Here is a 13,809-nt window from a genome sequence, read left to right on the forward strand (position 1 = left end):
ATAGGATTCATCTGAAACGGGTGGAGTAAAATGATAAAAGATACCCACCGTGAATGGAAAAATGCAATTGAAAAAATTTTATTGCAAGACATTAATATTCGCCGCAGGAAATCGACTGATGGCGTAAAGAGCAGCCTCAGTCGCATCGGTACGTTTACAAGAACGGTGCATGTCATGATTTCGGATCTGCGCTCAATTCTGCGCATCCGGGAATCGTGATTTTATCGCTGCCTGATTGGGCGCGTGCTTTTTAAAATCTTTCATATCTACTCACCGTTTTCGGAAGCTGCCCTGACGATCCGGGTCACCTGACGCAGTCCGCTGTTGATCAGCACGAGAACAAAGAGCCAGCCGATGCAGATCAGGACGGCCGGTTTCAGGACGGGCGAGTTGAAGACCGGCATATCCCAGACAGCATGGAGGGCGACAGCTACGGCGAAGAATTTAAGAAAGCGCGGCTGTTTCAGCATTCCGACGCTGAACGGCCGCTCCTGCTTAACAATGACGAGCGCCGCACCGGCGATGGCTGTCCAAATCGTGTGAGTACCGACGCTGGTCCAGGCGCGGTTAAAGATCACTTCCAGAAATGTTCCGTCCTGAAGCGCTCTAAGAGCGTATCCGGCGGATTCAAAAGCGGCAAACCCGGCGCCGATAACGGCACCGATCAACAGCCCGTTCAAGATAAATTTTACATCCATCCGGCTGACAAACCAGGCGACAATCAGCAGTTTCCCGGTTTCTTCGATCAGGCCGATTTTCAAGGCGCTCGTTACGGTAATCTGGTTGAATGACACCGTGCTGTAGAGAAAAAGTGTAACGAGAATTGCAGCCGCTCCTCCGATGAAGAACATCCGGACAACGCTGAAAATACTGATGTTTCGCGGTGCGTTGGTTTCGAAGAAAAAAATGACCAGTGAAAACGGAACGGCGAAGGATCCGGCAAAGATCAGACCGGCGAGAGAAAAATAATTTCCCAAATACGCTGCAAAATAAAGCAGCGCATAGACGAGCAAAAATACCATAAAAACTCTGAAAAACAGCCACGGTTTCGGCCATTCCGAAGATATATCTTTTATATCAGGCGTTGTCTTAGCCGTTCCGACAATAAAAATCTGTTCACTTTCTTTTTTACTGTGCTTTTTCAAGACTTCTGAGAAGATGTCTCCGAGGCTCAGTTTGACCGGGCCTTCATCTCCGGCCATCGCACTGATTTTCTCCGCGGCGCTGCCGACAAAGCTTCTCGTTTCCCGCACGGTCTGCCGGGCTGCCTCTTTATTTCTCTCATTTTCAAACAGTTCCTGAAGCGGCGAATCTTTGAAAATCACCCATTCCGTCATGCCCCGCCCGATCACAGGCGTTTCTCGGCCAATCTGCTTCGCCTCAGCCATTCTGAGCATTTCTGCAACCGGAAAGGGTCCGTAAGTTTCCCGGCCCTCCGCATAAAACCATTGCGTCTCCAAACGCTCCATCCCCTAAAATGTCCACCTTAACTATCTATAATTATACAATATTTTGAAACTATCGAGGGAACACGTGCTTCAGGCCGACCAATCAGAAAAACCGAACATCTGAAAAAGGATGATCCATCGGGTGCGACAATTCGAACGTGCTGCCACGTTCAGCAAATTTGATCGGTTGATAATTGAAACGATAAAAAACCCGGCGCCGACCGAAAAACCATGAGCGCCGACCGATAAATCGTCGGCATTGACCGAAAAACTGTTGCTGCCGACCGAAAAATCGTTGGCATTGACCGAAAAACTGTTGCTGCCGACCGATAAATCGTTGACATTGACCGAAAAACTAGTGCCGCCGACCGAAAACTTGCCTGCAATTGATAAACTCAGCGCAGTGACTGATAACTTGCTGGCACCGATCGATAAATGTTGCAAGCGGCGATCACCGCTGCATCCTTCAGGCACGCGTCAATCCGTGAGCAACGGGTTGGAAAATCAAATCATCTGGGTTACGATACTGGTGTTAAGCATTCAGACGGGAGAAGAGAAAATGGAGATCAGATATTGTAAGGTCGAGGTACTGATACCTGAAGAGTTTATTGTTAAACTGAGAAACGGATTAAATGAAATGGGTGTTCTTACCGTAGGCCGTTATGATCATGTCGTCTCATATTCAAGAGTGCGGGGCTACTGGAGGCCATTGCAGGGAGCCAATCCTTATGATGGAGAAGTCGGCGGTCTTTCATCGGGATCGGAATGCAAACTGGAATTCAGATGCCGTTATGATGAGATAGCCGACGTGAAAAAGGTGATCAGGGGGATCCATCCTTATGAAGAACCGATAATCAATGTGCCGCCTTTACTGTAGGGCCGGGATTGGTATAACTATGAAAGGGGAGCGGAAGTCATGGAACTGAATTGGAAAATCAGGAAATTCTCACAGTTGACTGTACGGGAATTATATGAAATATACAAAATAAGGGAAGCTGTCTTTGTTGTTGAACAAAACTGCCCCTATCATGAAGTGGACGAAAACGATTTGAAAAGCATCCATGTGTATGCCCTGGATGATCGCCGGGAGATCATTGCCTACGCACGTATTTTTCAGGCAGAGGATGCTGTCACGTTCGGGCGTGTCTTAATCAATCGAAAATACAGGGGAAAAGGCCTTGGCAAAGAGCTGGTTTCAAAACTTATAGAAGTCATCGGAGACACAGCTCCCGGAGCAAAAGTGGTCATTGAGGCTCAGGAGTATATACAGCCGCTTTATGCATCGTTTGGTTTTAAAAGAACCTCGGAGGTTTATCTGATCGACAATATTCCTCACGTTACGATGGAACGCGTTCAGAGCCGTTGATGATTCATTCGCGAATTTATCCGGAAGGTGATCATGAAGTCTGTTTTGAACGGCCGGAAGCAATCTGTGTCCGCATCATCTGTGGTGTTATGCCTTTTTGCCGCTTGAATACGCGGCTGAAGTAGTTGGCGTCATTAAATCCGACAGCGAGGGCGATCTCTGTGATGTTTAACGGGCTGTTCTTCAGCAGTTCGCCGGCCTTATCGATTCTTAACGAATTAATATAATTAACGACGGTCTTGCCGTATATTTTTTTAAACGTGCGGCAGAAATGCGATTCGCTCATTAATGCCCGACCGGCAAGCTCGGCAACAGTCAGCGATTTCTGATAGTGCTCGTTCATATAGAGGATGACCGACTTCAGCCGGCTGAGGCTATTCATCCGTGTGTCGAACCGCTTTTTTGTGTAAATTTTGCTGACATAACTGCGCAGAAGCAGAACAAACAGTTCGAGAACGGAAGACTGAACGGCAAGTTCGAAACCGCCCCTGCGCTCCTCGTCTTCCTGAATCAGGCTGCGGATGCAGCTCTGGATCTGTCTGTCTCCTCTTACCAGATGGCTGAAGCAGACCAATTGCTGTGAAAGCAATACGGCAAACTTAAGGGTGCTTAAGCCGGGCATCAGGCTGAACATCGCCGCCGGATCAATTCGGATCACATAGCAGCTCAAACTGCTGGATCTGCTTTCCAGGACGTGCAGTTCATTACTGTTGATCAGCGCGACGTCGCCGGGGCACATGTCCATTTGCTCTGAGTCGCATCGAAGCAGCCCCGTCCCGGAAGTCAGATAGTACAATTGGAACTCTTCATGCCAGTTTTCTTTGAAAGTCGGTCCGGATCCGAGATGCACACGTTTTTGGATATCAACATATGGGTGCACGTCCGGTTTGGGCTTGCTGTAGTGATTGGCTTCGCTCTTTATCATCCGAAACCCTCCCGATCAAAATTGTGCTATAGATGAGCAAAATCGTTCATGAGCTTTATGGATTCTTCTGATAGTATAGAAGTATTCATCTTTTGTGTAAAAGAATGCGGCTTATCGGGAGGCCTGAATAATGAGTATGGCAATGCAAACGGTTAAGGCGGGGGCCAAAAGGCATCTTGCTTCGAAAAAAGCACTGGCCGGTCTCAGCCTGACACATTTTCTGAATGATGTAATGACGACCGGTATTGTACCGGCACTTCTGCCGCTTTATAAACAGGCGTTTCATCTTAATTATCTGCAGGCCGGGGTGATTTTACTGGTCTCGATGCTCACGTCTTCGATCTCACAGCCATTGTTCGGTATTCTTACCGATAAAAAACCGAAGTCGTGGTTCCTGCCGGTCGGCATTTGCCTGACCGGCCTCGGCCTGACGGCTTCAGGTTTTGCGCCCGTTTACTGGCTATTGCTTGTTCTGGTTGGTCTGTCTGGAATCGGCTCCGGCATTTTCCATCCTGAAGCGATGCGCGGTGCTTACATGGCAGCCGGCAACGCCCGGGGAACGGCGCAGGCGATCTTTCAGGTCGGCGGCAACTTCGGCCAGGCCGTCGGGCCGCTGCTCCTGCCGCTTTTTTTGATCGCAACCGGTCTGCGCGGACTTGGCTGGTTTATCCTGGCGACTATCCTCGGCTTCATGATTGTGCTGACGATCCTGCCCTGGTACCGGCGGAGTCTGGTACGGCACCAAGCGCGCCAGGCGAATATTAAAGGGCGGAATCATCCGGGCGGTCTTATTCTGCTGACAGTCGTGGTTATTCTCCGCTCCTGGACACAGATCGGCGTCGCCGGGTTCCTGCCCTTTTTGTACCTGCATCAGGGCATTGCGCTGAAGTACGGCGACCTGCTGACCTTTTTGTTTCTTGCTGCGGGAGCCGCGGGGACTTTCCTGGGCGGAAGGCTTTCCGACACAGTCAGCCGCAAGTGGCTGCTGTTCGTTTCGATGGCCGTTACCGTTCCGTTCGCCTGGCTGCTGCCGCACGTTCACGGCATTTTCTCGGTCATCGTGCTGTTTGTCTTCGGCCTTTTTGTTCTGTCTTCATTCGCCGTCACAGTTGTTTACGGACAGATGATGTTTCCGAAAAACATCGGTCTTGTTTCCGGGCTGATGGTCGGCTTCGGAATCGGTGCCGGCGGAATCGGCGCAACGGTCATCGGCTGGCTTTCCGACCTGTACGGCGTGTACGCTATCTTCAATCTGTTCGCAATCCTGCCGTTGCTGGCAGCGGTCCTCACACTTTTCCTGCCGAGCGAACGCGTGCTTCTTCGCACAGAAAAATAGAAGAAGCCGCGAATAAAACGGCAGTAACGCATTCCGCACCTTTTCAGGTGCTTTTTTTCGGACAAAGTTTGGAAACAGACTACAGCGGCAGAGGCATAAAGCGGCTGTGCAGCATCCAGGTGCGAGGCGATGATGGAGGGAAGAGCTGGCGGGTGTTTCTCCATAGAAAATCCGCTACTTAATATAAAAAATACGCTCCGTCTGCAGGGCGAAGCGTATTGCTGAGTTTCTATTCTTATGTGCATGCGCTGTTACTTGCCCGGCAAGAGACCTGTTTTTTCATTCAATGCGGCTGCCGATGCCGTGAAAAAGCGGTATTTTGCTTTTAGTTTTAAGAGTATTCTTTTAGCTCATTTTCCTGCTGTACTGTCAGATGATGATCGCTTTTTTCCTGAGACTGTCAATCGCTCGAAAAAGTATAGTAAAAAAGTTTAATTGATTTAAATTTTTTTTGATATATATAATTTTATACGTGTTCAAGCGCTTTTTAACTAGAATATCCCTGTGATTCTTTAAATATTGATTAGTACAGTAGATTTATCTACCAACTTGAGATCCAAACATCGTAAAGGTGTACACGCATCAGCGTCTGAATTTATGCAGGCGTCGTTGTCTCACCCCAATCTTTATTATCTCCTCTAACGTCTCTGTAAATTAATGGATAGAAAGAAAAAACATATAATAACAGAATAATGCCATTCGCGATAAAAATATATGTACCGTTCAGTGTGCTTTGAAATAAAAATGTGTAAAATAATGTCCCTATCGGCATTATTGAAGATACGGCAGTAGTTAAGGTGGCCATTACCCTTCCCAGAATATGAGTTGGTACGGTAGATTGTAACCGTACATTGATCGATATATTTAAAATGGCGTTCATAAATCCTGATAATGTCATAATAAGGAACCCGTATAAACCAATCCTTAAAGGATCATGAAACAGATATACCAAAAATCCTAATAAAACCATACAAATACCCATGATGGATAAGGGTAGAAAAAGTTTTAAAGAAAAGTGTTTCTTGCTGGGTAAAATGGTCATTAACAAGCCTCCAATTAACAGGCCAACCGAAAAACCAGTCTCAATATATCCAATGGGACTATTTCCTGCATGAAGACGGTTGATTATCATAAAAGGCATACCAATAGTAACAGCTGTAAAGAGAAAATTGATGACAACAGCCATAATAATGATATCTCTGATAAGATGACGCTTTTTCATGTATGCTACTCCATTTTTGAAGTTTGAGAATTGTGTTGATAAGGTATTTGTTTTTATGTCAGGAGTAGCATTATTGCTTTCATAGTAAAAATGCATCGTTAATAATATTAAGAAAGAAATAGCGGTGGCTATTATTTCGATGAAGATAAATGCATTAAAACCTGTTAGAGCATATAAAGCGACACCTAACATTGGAGCTAAAACAGAAGAAAGGGCTGAGGCTGATTGTGTTAATGAACTCAGTTTTTGAATATTCCTATCGTTAACCAGTTCATGAACAGAAGCTGAATATGCAGTGGTACTAAAACTGTTTGAAATAGAATCCACCAACACAAAAATAGCTACTGGAATAAGCTTATAAATACCAGAAACTAAATTAATGGAAAGAGCAAAAATGAGCAAAAAAACTAGTCTGGTTAGGATACTAAACATTAAAATATTTTTATGCCGATATTTATCAACTAAGTTGCCAACGGGTATCAAAAACAACACATTCACAAGAGGTGAAATAATAATTGCAAGTCCAAAACTAAGGGGAGACTTTGTGTCATGCATAAGCATCAACCCCATGGCCATTGAAAACATCCCAGCACTTAAGGCACTAATTAAGTTACTGGACACATCTTTTATTATTTGAATATTAGATTGATGATCTGTGATTTTAGTTTGTTCATTTGTGGCTGCCGATGTTGTAGTTAAAGAATTATTATTTGCCGTAACAAAGCCTCCAATTATTGGATATTTATATAAAATAAAATATAATCAATTAAATTTATTTAGTCGATATGCAAAATATAACCAATTGATTTCATTCTGTCAAGACTTTATGATAATTATCATGGGGTGAATAGAAATGATGAAAAACGTAATCTCACAATTGGCGAAACTAATGGCAGATGAGAAAATTATTGCTATTTTGAAGGCAACAAAGGACAAAAAAGGGTTGACTTCAAAGGAAATTTCTAAAAAGGTTAACATCCCCACGAATCAACTTTACTATTCAGTTAAAAAAATGGTGGATGAAGGATTATTAGAGGTTACTCAAAAGAAAAACATAAAAAATTTTCAGGAGTTTTATTATTCCAGTTATAAAATGACTCATCACAGTTCAAAAACACTTTCCGATACCATTGACGGTATTGAAGATGGCGTAAATATCTCGGCAAAATGGGTCGAGCAACATAGCAAAGAAGTTGCACAATGGATTTTATATGAAACCCAGCAGTTTTTAGAATCGATGCAAGCAGACATTAAAGAGTATGGAAGTGATCCTCAACAGGAAGTTAATATTCATGCTGGGGCTTTTAGCAGTTCTCCAAAATTATCAAGAGAGGCCGAAACAAAGCTTTTGGAAGACATACTGCTGTTAATTGAAAATGCCCCCAAAAATGATCAGGGGAAAGATAAGAAAACGATCAACCTATTAGTTGAAAAATGGTCACAAAAATAATATAAATCCTGCATTCCCGTGTTTTTATACTAAGGTCATGAGAATCCTTGATTTAAAGGGATTTATCGACCAAGAGCTTCTTGTATAATGATACCCATGAGAAAACGGCATTAGGCTAAAGATCCTTTACTAATGCGGACTTGGGGGCACCTTGGTATAATTTTCCGGGAATCTAGGATAATTGCACAATGTTTGGAGGTGAGTTTGCAAATATGGAAAATTGGAACTCAAGGAATTCAAAAGGGCTCAGAAAAGATTAAATAATAAAATTATCTGATTATCCCGTTAGCTCAGGTTCCTCGATAAATGCTTTAGCGTTGGAGATAGACGCAAGCAGCCAGTGTGCAGATGATCGGGATTGTTTTTCAGATCAAATTTTATGCCCTGAACCTCAGACCCCTTCTCTGACAAAGCGTGATAGGAACTTAAGTCATCCGTATGGATCACGGCATCGGGTGCCAATACTTTTTCCGCCAACCCCTTGAGGGTTTGGCCTTTAACATCGGGAACGACCCGCATCCTGGCATACTTGGAGTGACCTTTAGTATTGAAGGAAATGCCCACAACGACCGTTGCCTTCTCAGTACCCCGTCCGCATTTCCCGCCTTCAGTGGGTCACCCAAAAGGGCATCATCCCGTGCGGACATCGCACGCCGGATCTTGTGAAGCATCAGCCAGGCCGTTTTATGAGTCACACCGTTCTGATAGGAAAGCATCACGGCAGAGAGCCCCCCCCTTTATTCTGACACGTCATGTAGAGAGCCCAGAACCACTTTCTCACAATGGCAGAGGAGCGTTCCATCACGGCCGTTGTCTGGCGGCCACAGTGCTTGCACGTATAAAGCGGAAGCCGTTTCTGACGGTGAAAAAAGCTCATCGAATTCTGGTTTTCCATAATGAATCGCCCCCGAACATACACTCTCTATAATTCAATGATATCGAATATATGTTCGTGAATCAAAAAGGAAATAAGTCAAGGGGATAATCAGATTATTTTTTTATAAGCGTCGAATCTTTTAACGTATCTTTGAACATTTCGATATATTTTTCCGGTCTCCAGTCGGTTCCCCCGACTGACGCGTTGTATTTGAACAGAGACCGGGAAGCGAGGGACAGGTCAATGGTCGCAGTGAACATCTCCGACTCGCCGGCGACATCATCCGTAAATTTGTGCCCTGCAAAGTAGTACGGTTCCCATGTCTTCCGGCTCGGCCCGATAATGCTGCTGCCTCCCCAGAAGTCATTATACAGATCCCTGCCGCCCAGGTTGGCAGACGCGATATAAATGCCTTCGCGGATCACCCCGGCTTCCAGCGTTGTCGTGCCCAATCCTTTGCCGTGGCATTTGGCAAGCGCCGTACTATTGATATAAAGCCGGCAGCCTTTGGCAGCGTAATAGCGCATCAGTTCGGGGAAACAGTAGGAGTCGTAACAGATGGCGCAGCCGACGGGCCCCCAGGGTGTATCTAATATAAAAGGCCGATCGCCGCGGGCCGCCCAATTAGGCTCCGGGGCCGGAAGATGCATTTTCCGGTAAGAACCGACCAGTCCTTCCGGTGAGAAAACGGCCAGAGCGTTATAGAGCCTGGACGGATCCGCCGTGTCTTTTTCAGGCATGCCGAAAACTGTGTAGATGCCGTATTTTTTCGTCAGACCGGCGATTTCATAAGTGGACTCGCCCGGTATCGTCTCGGAAAGCTTAAACTGCATTTTTTCTTCAAGAGGTTTTTCAGCTTCGTCGTCATAACCCGTCAGAGCCATTTCAGGAAAAACAATAAAATCGCTGCCTCTTTTGGCGGCACTCTCGATGTACCCTTTTATACGATTCAGGTTCTTTTCCTTATCTCCCCAGACAGCGTTAAAGGTGACAACGGACAGGTTCATCACATCTTTGAACATGTGTTACCTCTTCTTCCTGTAGTAAATTTTGTACATATAAATGATATCATTATATTATGAAATGTCAGTTTATTTGTCAGATAATGTTCCATAAAAAATCTGAATCAATAAAAGAGAAATCCCTTCTTTAGATCGGAAAAGATTCCCCAGTGTGCAAGGGTTAATTAACCCTTACAGAAAATGTTTGCAGAGCAGCATATAGATAATGTAGAGCACTGCAGCAATAAACGCGGCATATACCGGCTTGAACCAGTTGGTCAGGATAAAAACAGAAAGAATCAAAACAACAGCACCAACAGCGCCAAAGACCGCATTAAATTCAGTCGCCCGGAATTCTTTCAAATCCATGTATTTCATCTGCATGCGCATATTTATCAGTGTCATGACCGGTATAAAGGTGATGACTCCTGATAAAAACAAAAATTTGGACTTACTAAAATAGGACATGAGTACAAAAAGCGTGCCGCCGATAATAAACTTTAAACCGTCGTCCAAAACCGTCTGCAATCACATTCACCTTATCAAAAAAGAGATTTTTCTCATTATAATTCAGATTCTGGTTCTTGGGCTGGAAATCAGACGAACTTCTGATGGAATTTGTGTGAATTAGTTTTCTGCAGACTAACGAATTGGAGATATCGGCCGCCTTGCGGTCATAAAAGGAACAACCGTCCGGTGAAAGAAATTTGAATCAGCCCTCATTAGCCTTTTCATAGGCTCTTCTTGTTTCGTCATCAAAGCACACCATCATCACTTTTTCGACATGGTTCGAATGATCCAGAAATCCGCGAATCGCCTGAACGGCAATGGGGGCCGCCTGTTCCAGCGGAAAATGATAAACCCCTGTGCTGATAGAAGGAAAGGCAACTGTCCGGCATCCATAGCTGTCGGCCAATTTCAGGCTGTTGACATAACTGTTTCTCAGCAGATCGGGTTCATGACGGTTGCCGCCCTGCCACACCGGGCCGGGAGTATGGATCACATATTTTGCCGGCAAACGATAGCCCTTGGTGATTTTTGCCTCGCCGGTCGCACATCCATGCAGCGTCCTGCACTCTTCCAACAGCTGCGGCCCGGCTGCGCGGTGAATGGCACCGTCTACACCGCCGCCGCCGAGCAGCGTTGTGTTTGCGGCGTTGACAATGGCATCCGCCTTGACCGTTGTAATATTTCCGAGAACGATAGCGAATGATTTCATAGATCGTGCCTCCCGAGTATCATGATTAAGTCTATTATAAAGCACAGAGAAAAACAGTGTTTAACCAGCGGGCGCGGAACTCAGGGAGGATGGGACGTTCGTCAAACAAGCAGGAAACGCACGCCAGTAAATCGGCGGACAGTGTGAAAACGTAATATTTTGCCGTTCGTGTATCTGCCTTTCTTAAGTCCGCAACTGGATACCGGACATACAAAATGCACCTTGCAAAGGGCGTTTTTTTAATGATGAAAAGGCCGTAAAATAACCATGCATATCAAAAGTGCGAGACTAGATGGGGATATATATTCTTGCTTTTAGGTTAAACTTTTTATTCCAATCGTATCGCTAACCTGCTTTCGCTGAATTTTTCTCCTTTACCAAAATTATTTTTGCCTTTTTTTTCCCAATGGATTGCCGCATGTTCAAGGCGGACATCATTTCTGCTTTTCCTTGAGAAATGATCCTTTTCTTTTAAAAATGTGAGCATCTCAATCAGCCCATCGAGATATGGACTTTTTAAAAAATAATATTGCCCGGGACAATCTTCTTCGAACCTCAGTAATCGTCTCTAAGATCGAAGCAATTTTCCCCCTGATTCTCGGATGATCGTTTTCGAACCCGAGGTGAGTGTCTCTGAGTTTAAGGCTGACAGGAGTTTCAGCATTTGCCTATCGGCTGTGCAGCGACAGTGACTGTTAAGATCATCCATTAAAAAAATGTTTAAAGCAATAATTTGGCGAACATAATCGTCAAAATAGGAGAAAATCAGGAACAGATCAGACGAAAATGTCGATTTACAATAATTTAATAGAGGACCTATTGATTTTGCAACGCTTACATATAAAATAGGTTTGTACCTATAAAATTATTAGTAACAGGGGAGACGTAACTAATGAATCAATTACAACCTCCAATTCACGCGGGCTGGGCTTGGCATTTCAGTTGGTTGAATCTATCTGTCGCTGACATCGTCGTTGTCGCTCTCATGCTGATCATATTTGTTCTGGCGCTTGTTATTCCGTTTCCTGGGGGACGAGAAAAATGAGCAAAAATATGACACGCGGTGTTCGGAATTGGATTGACAGAAATCTGCCGATGAAGCATTTGCTTCCCGACACTATGCCCGCTTATGTAAACTCATACGTCTATTTGTTCGGCATTCTGACACTTGGATCATTTGTCTGGCTGATTGTGACGGGAACGGTACTGGCTATTTTCGGACCGCAGTGGTGGCACCTGTCGGCTGTCGGCCATTTTTTCAACAGTATGCATTTCTGGTGCGTGCAGGCATTCTTTTTCTTTATGGTACTGCACTTGTGGGCCCAGTTCTTAATGGCTTCCTGGCGCGGCGGACGTCACTGGATCTGGATCGGCGGCTGGTTAATGTTTCTCGTATCCCTCGTTGCCGGACTGACCGGCTATCTGTCGCAAAACAATTTTGATTCGCAGTGGATCGGCGTTCAGGGCAAAGATGCGATCAACTCAACGGGGTTCGGAGGATTCTTCAATGTACTGAACTTTGGCCAGATGTACGGACTGCACATCTTTGTCATTCCATTCGTGCTCTTTTTACTGCTGACTTTCCATATTCTGCTTATTCGGATACATGGCGTTGTTGAGCCGATGGCGGGCAAGAAGGGGGACGAAATACGTGGAAAAGCCAATTCGTGATTATCCGAACGACCGCTATCCGCAGATTCAGTACGACCTGGTTCGTGAAATGCTGATTGCGCTCGGTGTGGTCGGTGTATTGATTATTATCCTTGCAGCGCTCTTTTCTTCTCCGGACGTTCCGGCCCTGACGTCGAAACAAGTCACCCAGCAGGCGCCGAAACTGCTGGTACAGACGGCACTTGACGATTTATCAGGACAGGATCCGATTTCTTCATACGGACCTCCGTATAATAATACGCCGGACGCCTCTCAAAAATTGGGATTTTTCTCCCCGCAGTCATGGGCGGGCGTCCGGATTCCGGTCAATTCGGCCAAAACAGAAGTCCTCGGGCCTCTTGAAAAAATTGTTCCGTTTAAACCGGCCTTGAAAAATTCACTCGATATGTGGAACACGGCTTCGTCCAAACAGCAGACAGCCTGGACGACGGCCGCCTCCAAAGGCCTGGACAAGGCGTCCGTCACGTCTGCCAGCATTCACTGGGCCGGGAATCAGTCGGACTACGGGCCTCTGCCGCAGATCATCAATGAATATCTGCTGCTTGGTCATAGCGGTCTTCTCGAATCTGCTGTTGACAGTTCCGGATCGCCGATGCCTGAGACCGACCGGACGATTTCCCTGCTGCTCTTGCAGGATCAGCCCGACGCACAGTATGCCGATCAGCTGGACATGATGGGAGACCAGTGGGGCATTATCAAAGAAACCGGAAATTACCCGGGAGCTGTGTGGCTGTGGTTTTACACGCTTTTGTACCAAATTCCTCCATTTAATGGATCCAGCTCGGCCGATTTGCTGGTTGTCATGACAGTGGTCATTGTGACACTGATCCTTATGCTCATTCCGTTTATTCCGGGTCTTAGATCACTGCCCCGCCGACTTGGTCTGTACCGTCTGATCTGGGGCCGCTATTACCGGGAAACAGCGGCGGAAAGCGTAAAGAAATGAAACGGCGTTCGGTATTTTTGCCGCCGATCTGGCTGGCCTTACTTTTGTCTGCTGTCGGGATCGTCGGTATGAATCTACTCTACACAAGTATCACAGACGGCGGATTGATAAAAGGGATGATCGGCGCGGTTCTTCTTGTTACAGCAATGGTTGCAGTGGGGACACCGCTTGCATTTGCCCGAATGCTTCGCAAAGAGATTCGCGAAAAGCGCAAGCTGTAAAAGTCGTTTGAACAAGTTCCCCACTTATAATTTAAATATTCGAAGCATTTTAAAAGGCATTCGACGCACGTTAAAGCGCCGGGTGCCTCTGTTTTAGACGGATGATTCTGCCTGCTCATGACTCGGC

17 protein-coding genes and 1 pseudogene are annotated in these 13,809 nt (G+C 45.7%); 9 read left to right on the plus strand and 9 right to left on the minus strand.

Annotated features, from left to right (window positions below; all coding sequences use genetic code 11):
* The first annotated feature begins 30 nt into the window (after positions 1-30).
* A complete protein-coding gene (locus tag OYT88_RS14730) occupies positions 31-219 on the plus strand; it encodes a hypothetical protein (protein WP_274401092.1) in 189 nt (62 codons plus the stop codon).
* A 47-nt stretch (positions 220-266) separates the two neighbouring features.
* Here OYT88_RS14730 and OYT88_RS14735 read toward each other — a convergent pair whose 3' ends face one another.
* Together OYT88_RS14735 and OYT88_RS14740 are read right to left on the minus strand one after the other, a co-directional pair.
* Complete coding sequence (locus tag OYT88_RS14735) at positions 267-1,469, minus strand: PrsW family glutamic-type intramembrane protease (RefSeq protein ID WP_274401094.1); 1,203 nt, start codon at positions 1,467-1,469, stop codon at positions 267-269.
* A 69-nt stretch (positions 1,470-1,538) separates the two neighbouring features.
* On the minus strand, positions 1,539-1,892 hold the full coding sequence (locus OYT88_RS14740; protein WP_274401096.1) for a hypothetical protein: 354 nt from the start codon (positions 1,890-1,892) through the stop codon (positions 1,539-1,541).
* Positions 1,893-2,007: 115 nt separating this feature from the next.
* On the opposite strand from OYT88_RS14740, the gene OYT88_RS14745 reads away from it, so the two are divergent.
* Both OYT88_RS14745 and OYT88_RS14750 read left to right on the plus strand, forming a co-directional pair.
* Positions 2,008-2,325, plus strand: coding sequence for a YqfO family protein (locus OYT88_RS14745; RefSeq protein ID WP_274401098.1), 318 nt, complete (start codon positions 2,008-2,010; stop codon positions 2,323-2,325).
* A 39-nt stretch (positions 2,326-2,364) separates the two neighbouring features.
* A complete protein-coding gene (locus OYT88_RS14750) occupies positions 2,365-2,814 on the plus strand; it encodes a GNAT family N-acetyltransferase (RefSeq protein ID WP_274401099.1) in 450 nt (149 codons plus the stop codon).
* A 31-nt stretch (positions 2,815-2,845) separates the two neighbouring features.
* Here the strand turns inward: OYT88_RS14750 and OYT88_RS14755 are convergent, their stop codons facing one another.
* Positions 2,846-3,739 (minus strand): AraC family transcriptional regulator, encoded by an 894-nt coding sequence (locus OYT88_RS14755; protein WP_274401101.1) that lies wholly within the window; start codon positions 3,737-3,739, stop codon positions 2,846-2,848.
* Between the two features lie 130 nt (positions 3,740-3,869).
* Between OYT88_RS14755 and OYT88_RS14760 the strand changes: the two genes are divergently transcribed.
* A complete protein-coding gene (locus tag OYT88_RS14760; RefSeq protein ID WP_274401103.1) occupies positions 3,870-5,075 on the plus strand; it encodes an MFS transporter in 1,206 nt (401 codons plus the stop codon).
* Between the two features lie 595 nt (positions 5,076-5,670).
* On the opposite strand, the gene OYT88_RS14765 is transcribed toward OYT88_RS14760, so the two are convergent.
* The gene (locus tag OYT88_RS14765; protein ID WP_274401104.1) at positions 5,671-6,918 is read right to left on the minus strand and encodes an MFS transporter; all 1,248 of its coding nucleotides are present in this window, start codon (positions 6,916-6,918) and stop codon (positions 5,671-5,673) included.
* Positions 6,919-7,150: 232 nt separating this feature from the next.
* Between OYT88_RS14765 and OYT88_RS14770 the strand changes: the two genes are divergently transcribed.
* Positions 7,151-7,747, plus strand: coding sequence for a winged helix-turn-helix domain-containing protein (locus OYT88_RS14770; RefSeq protein ID WP_274401105.1), 597 nt, complete (start codon positions 7,151-7,153; stop codon positions 7,745-7,747).
* 285 nt (positions 7,748-8,032) lie between these two features.
* Here OYT88_RS14770 and OYT88_RS20960 read toward each other — a convergent pair.
* The 5 genes and pseudogenes from OYT88_RS20960 to OYT88_RS14790 all read right to left on the minus strand — a co-directional run.
* A pseudogene (locus OYT88_RS20960) lies at positions 8,033-8,338 on the minus strand (transposase); the annotation flags it as partial.
* A gap of 124 nt (positions 8,339-8,462) precedes the next feature.
* The gene (locus OYT88_RS14775; RefSeq protein WP_274401106.1) at positions 8,463-8,642 is read right to left on the minus strand and encodes a hypothetical protein; all 180 of its coding nucleotides are present in this window, start codon (positions 8,640-8,642) and stop codon (positions 8,463-8,465) included.
* 95 nt (positions 8,643-8,737) lie between these two features.
* The gene (locus OYT88_RS14780; RefSeq protein ID WP_274401107.1) at positions 8,738-9,646 is read right to left on the minus strand and encodes a carbon-nitrogen hydrolase family protein; all 909 of its coding nucleotides are present in this window, start codon (positions 9,644-9,646) and stop codon (positions 8,738-8,740) included.
* Positions 9,647-9,817: 171 nt separating this feature from the next.
* A complete protein-coding gene (locus OYT88_RS14785) occupies positions 9,818-10,153 on the minus strand; it encodes a GlpM family protein (protein WP_274401108.1) in 336 nt (111 codons plus the stop codon).
* Between the two features lie 184 nt (positions 10,154-10,337).
* Positions 10,338-10,844: an O-acetyl-ADP-ribose deacetylase gene (locus OYT88_RS14790; protein ID WP_274401109.1), complete on the minus strand. Its 507-nt coding sequence runs from the start codon at positions 10,842-10,844 to the stop codon at positions 10,338-10,340.
* An 892-nt stretch (positions 10,845-11,736) separates the two neighbouring features.
* Here OYT88_RS14790 and OYT88_RS14795 point away from each other — a divergent pair.
* From OYT88_RS14795 to OYT88_RS14810, 4 genes are read left to right on the plus strand one after another with little or no spacing between them, the layout of a single operon-like run.
* Positions 11,737-11,889, plus strand: coding sequence for a hypothetical protein (locus tag OYT88_RS14795; RefSeq protein ID WP_274401110.1), 153 nt, complete (start codon positions 11,737-11,739; stop codon positions 11,887-11,889).
* A complete protein-coding gene (locus OYT88_RS14800; protein ID WP_274401113.1) occupies positions 11,886-12,515 on the plus strand; it encodes a cytochrome b N-terminal domain-containing protein in 630 nt (209 codons plus the stop codon). The genes OYT88_RS14795 and OYT88_RS14800 overlap by 4 nt, the downstream gene beginning before the upstream one ends.
* Positions 12,496-13,461, plus strand: a complete 966-nt coding sequence (locus OYT88_RS14805; protein ID WP_274401114.1) for a hypothetical protein — start codon at positions 12,496-12,498, stop codon at positions 13,459-13,461. Before OYT88_RS14800 ends, OYT88_RS14805 begins: the two co-directional genes overlap by 20 nt.
* Positions 13,458-13,682, plus strand: a complete 225-nt coding sequence (locus OYT88_RS14810) for a hypothetical protein (RefSeq protein WP_274401115.1) — start codon at positions 13,458-13,460, stop codon at positions 13,680-13,682. Before OYT88_RS14805 ends, OYT88_RS14810 begins: the two co-directional genes overlap by 4 nt.
* The last annotated feature ends 127 nt before the right edge of the window (positions 13,683-13,809 follow it).

It is taken from the genome of Sporolactobacillus sp. CQH2019, assembly GCF_028765345.1.
Lineage (GTDB): Bacteria > Bacillota > Bacilli > Bacillales > Sporolactobacillaceae > Sporolactobacillus.

Excerpts from the sequence above, each read along its gene's own strand:
- OYT88_RS14730 (WP_274401092.1), top strand. The coding sequence starts at position 31 with ATGATAAAAGATACCCACCGTGAATGGAAAAATGCAATTGAAAAAATT.
- OYT88_RS14735 (WP_274401094.1), bottom strand. The coding sequence starts at position 1,469 with ATGGAGCGTTTGGAGACGCAATGGTTTTATGCGGAGGGCCGGGAAACT.
- OYT88_RS14745 (WP_274401098.1), top strand. The coding sequence starts at position 2,008 with ATGGAGATCAGATATTGTAAGGTCGAGGTACTGATACCTGAAGAGTTT.
- OYT88_RS14750 (WP_274401099.1), top strand. The coding sequence starts at position 2,365 with ATGGAACTGAATTGGAAAATCAGGAAATTCTCACAGTTGACTGTACGG.
- OYT88_RS14755 (WP_274401101.1), bottom strand. The coding sequence starts at position 3,739 with ATGATAAAGAGCGAAGCCAATCACTACAGCAAGCCCAAACCGGACGTG.
- OYT88_RS14760 (WP_274401103.1), top strand. The coding sequence starts at position 3,870 with ATGAGTATGGCAATGCAAACGGTTAAGGCGGGGGCCAAAAGGCATCTT.
- OYT88_RS14770 (WP_274401105.1), top strand. The coding sequence starts at position 7,151 with ATGATGAAAAACGTAATCTCACAATTGGCGAAACTAATGGCAGATGAG.
- OYT88_RS14775 (WP_274401106.1), bottom strand. The coding sequence starts at position 8,642 with ATGGAAAACCAGAATTCGATGAGCTTTTTTCACCGTCAGAAACGGCTT.
- OYT88_RS14780 (WP_274401107.1), bottom strand. The coding sequence starts at position 9,646 with ATGTTCAAAGATGTGATGAACCTGTCCGTTGTCACCTTTAACGCTGTC.
- OYT88_RS14790 (WP_274401109.1), bottom strand. The coding sequence starts at position 10,844 with ATGAAATCATTCGCTATCGTTCTCGGAAATATTACAACGGTCAAGGCG.
- OYT88_RS14795 (WP_274401110.1), top strand. The coding sequence starts at position 11,737 with ATGAATCAATTACAACCTCCAATTCACGCGGGCTGGGCTTGGCATTTC.
- OYT88_RS14800 (WP_274401113.1), top strand. The coding sequence starts at position 11,886 with ATGAGCAAAAATATGACACGCGGTGTTCGGAATTGGATTGACAGAAAT.
- OYT88_RS14810 (WP_274401115.1), top strand. The coding sequence starts at position 13,458 with ATGAAACGGCGTTCGGTATTTTTGCCGCCGATCTGGCTGGCCTTACTT.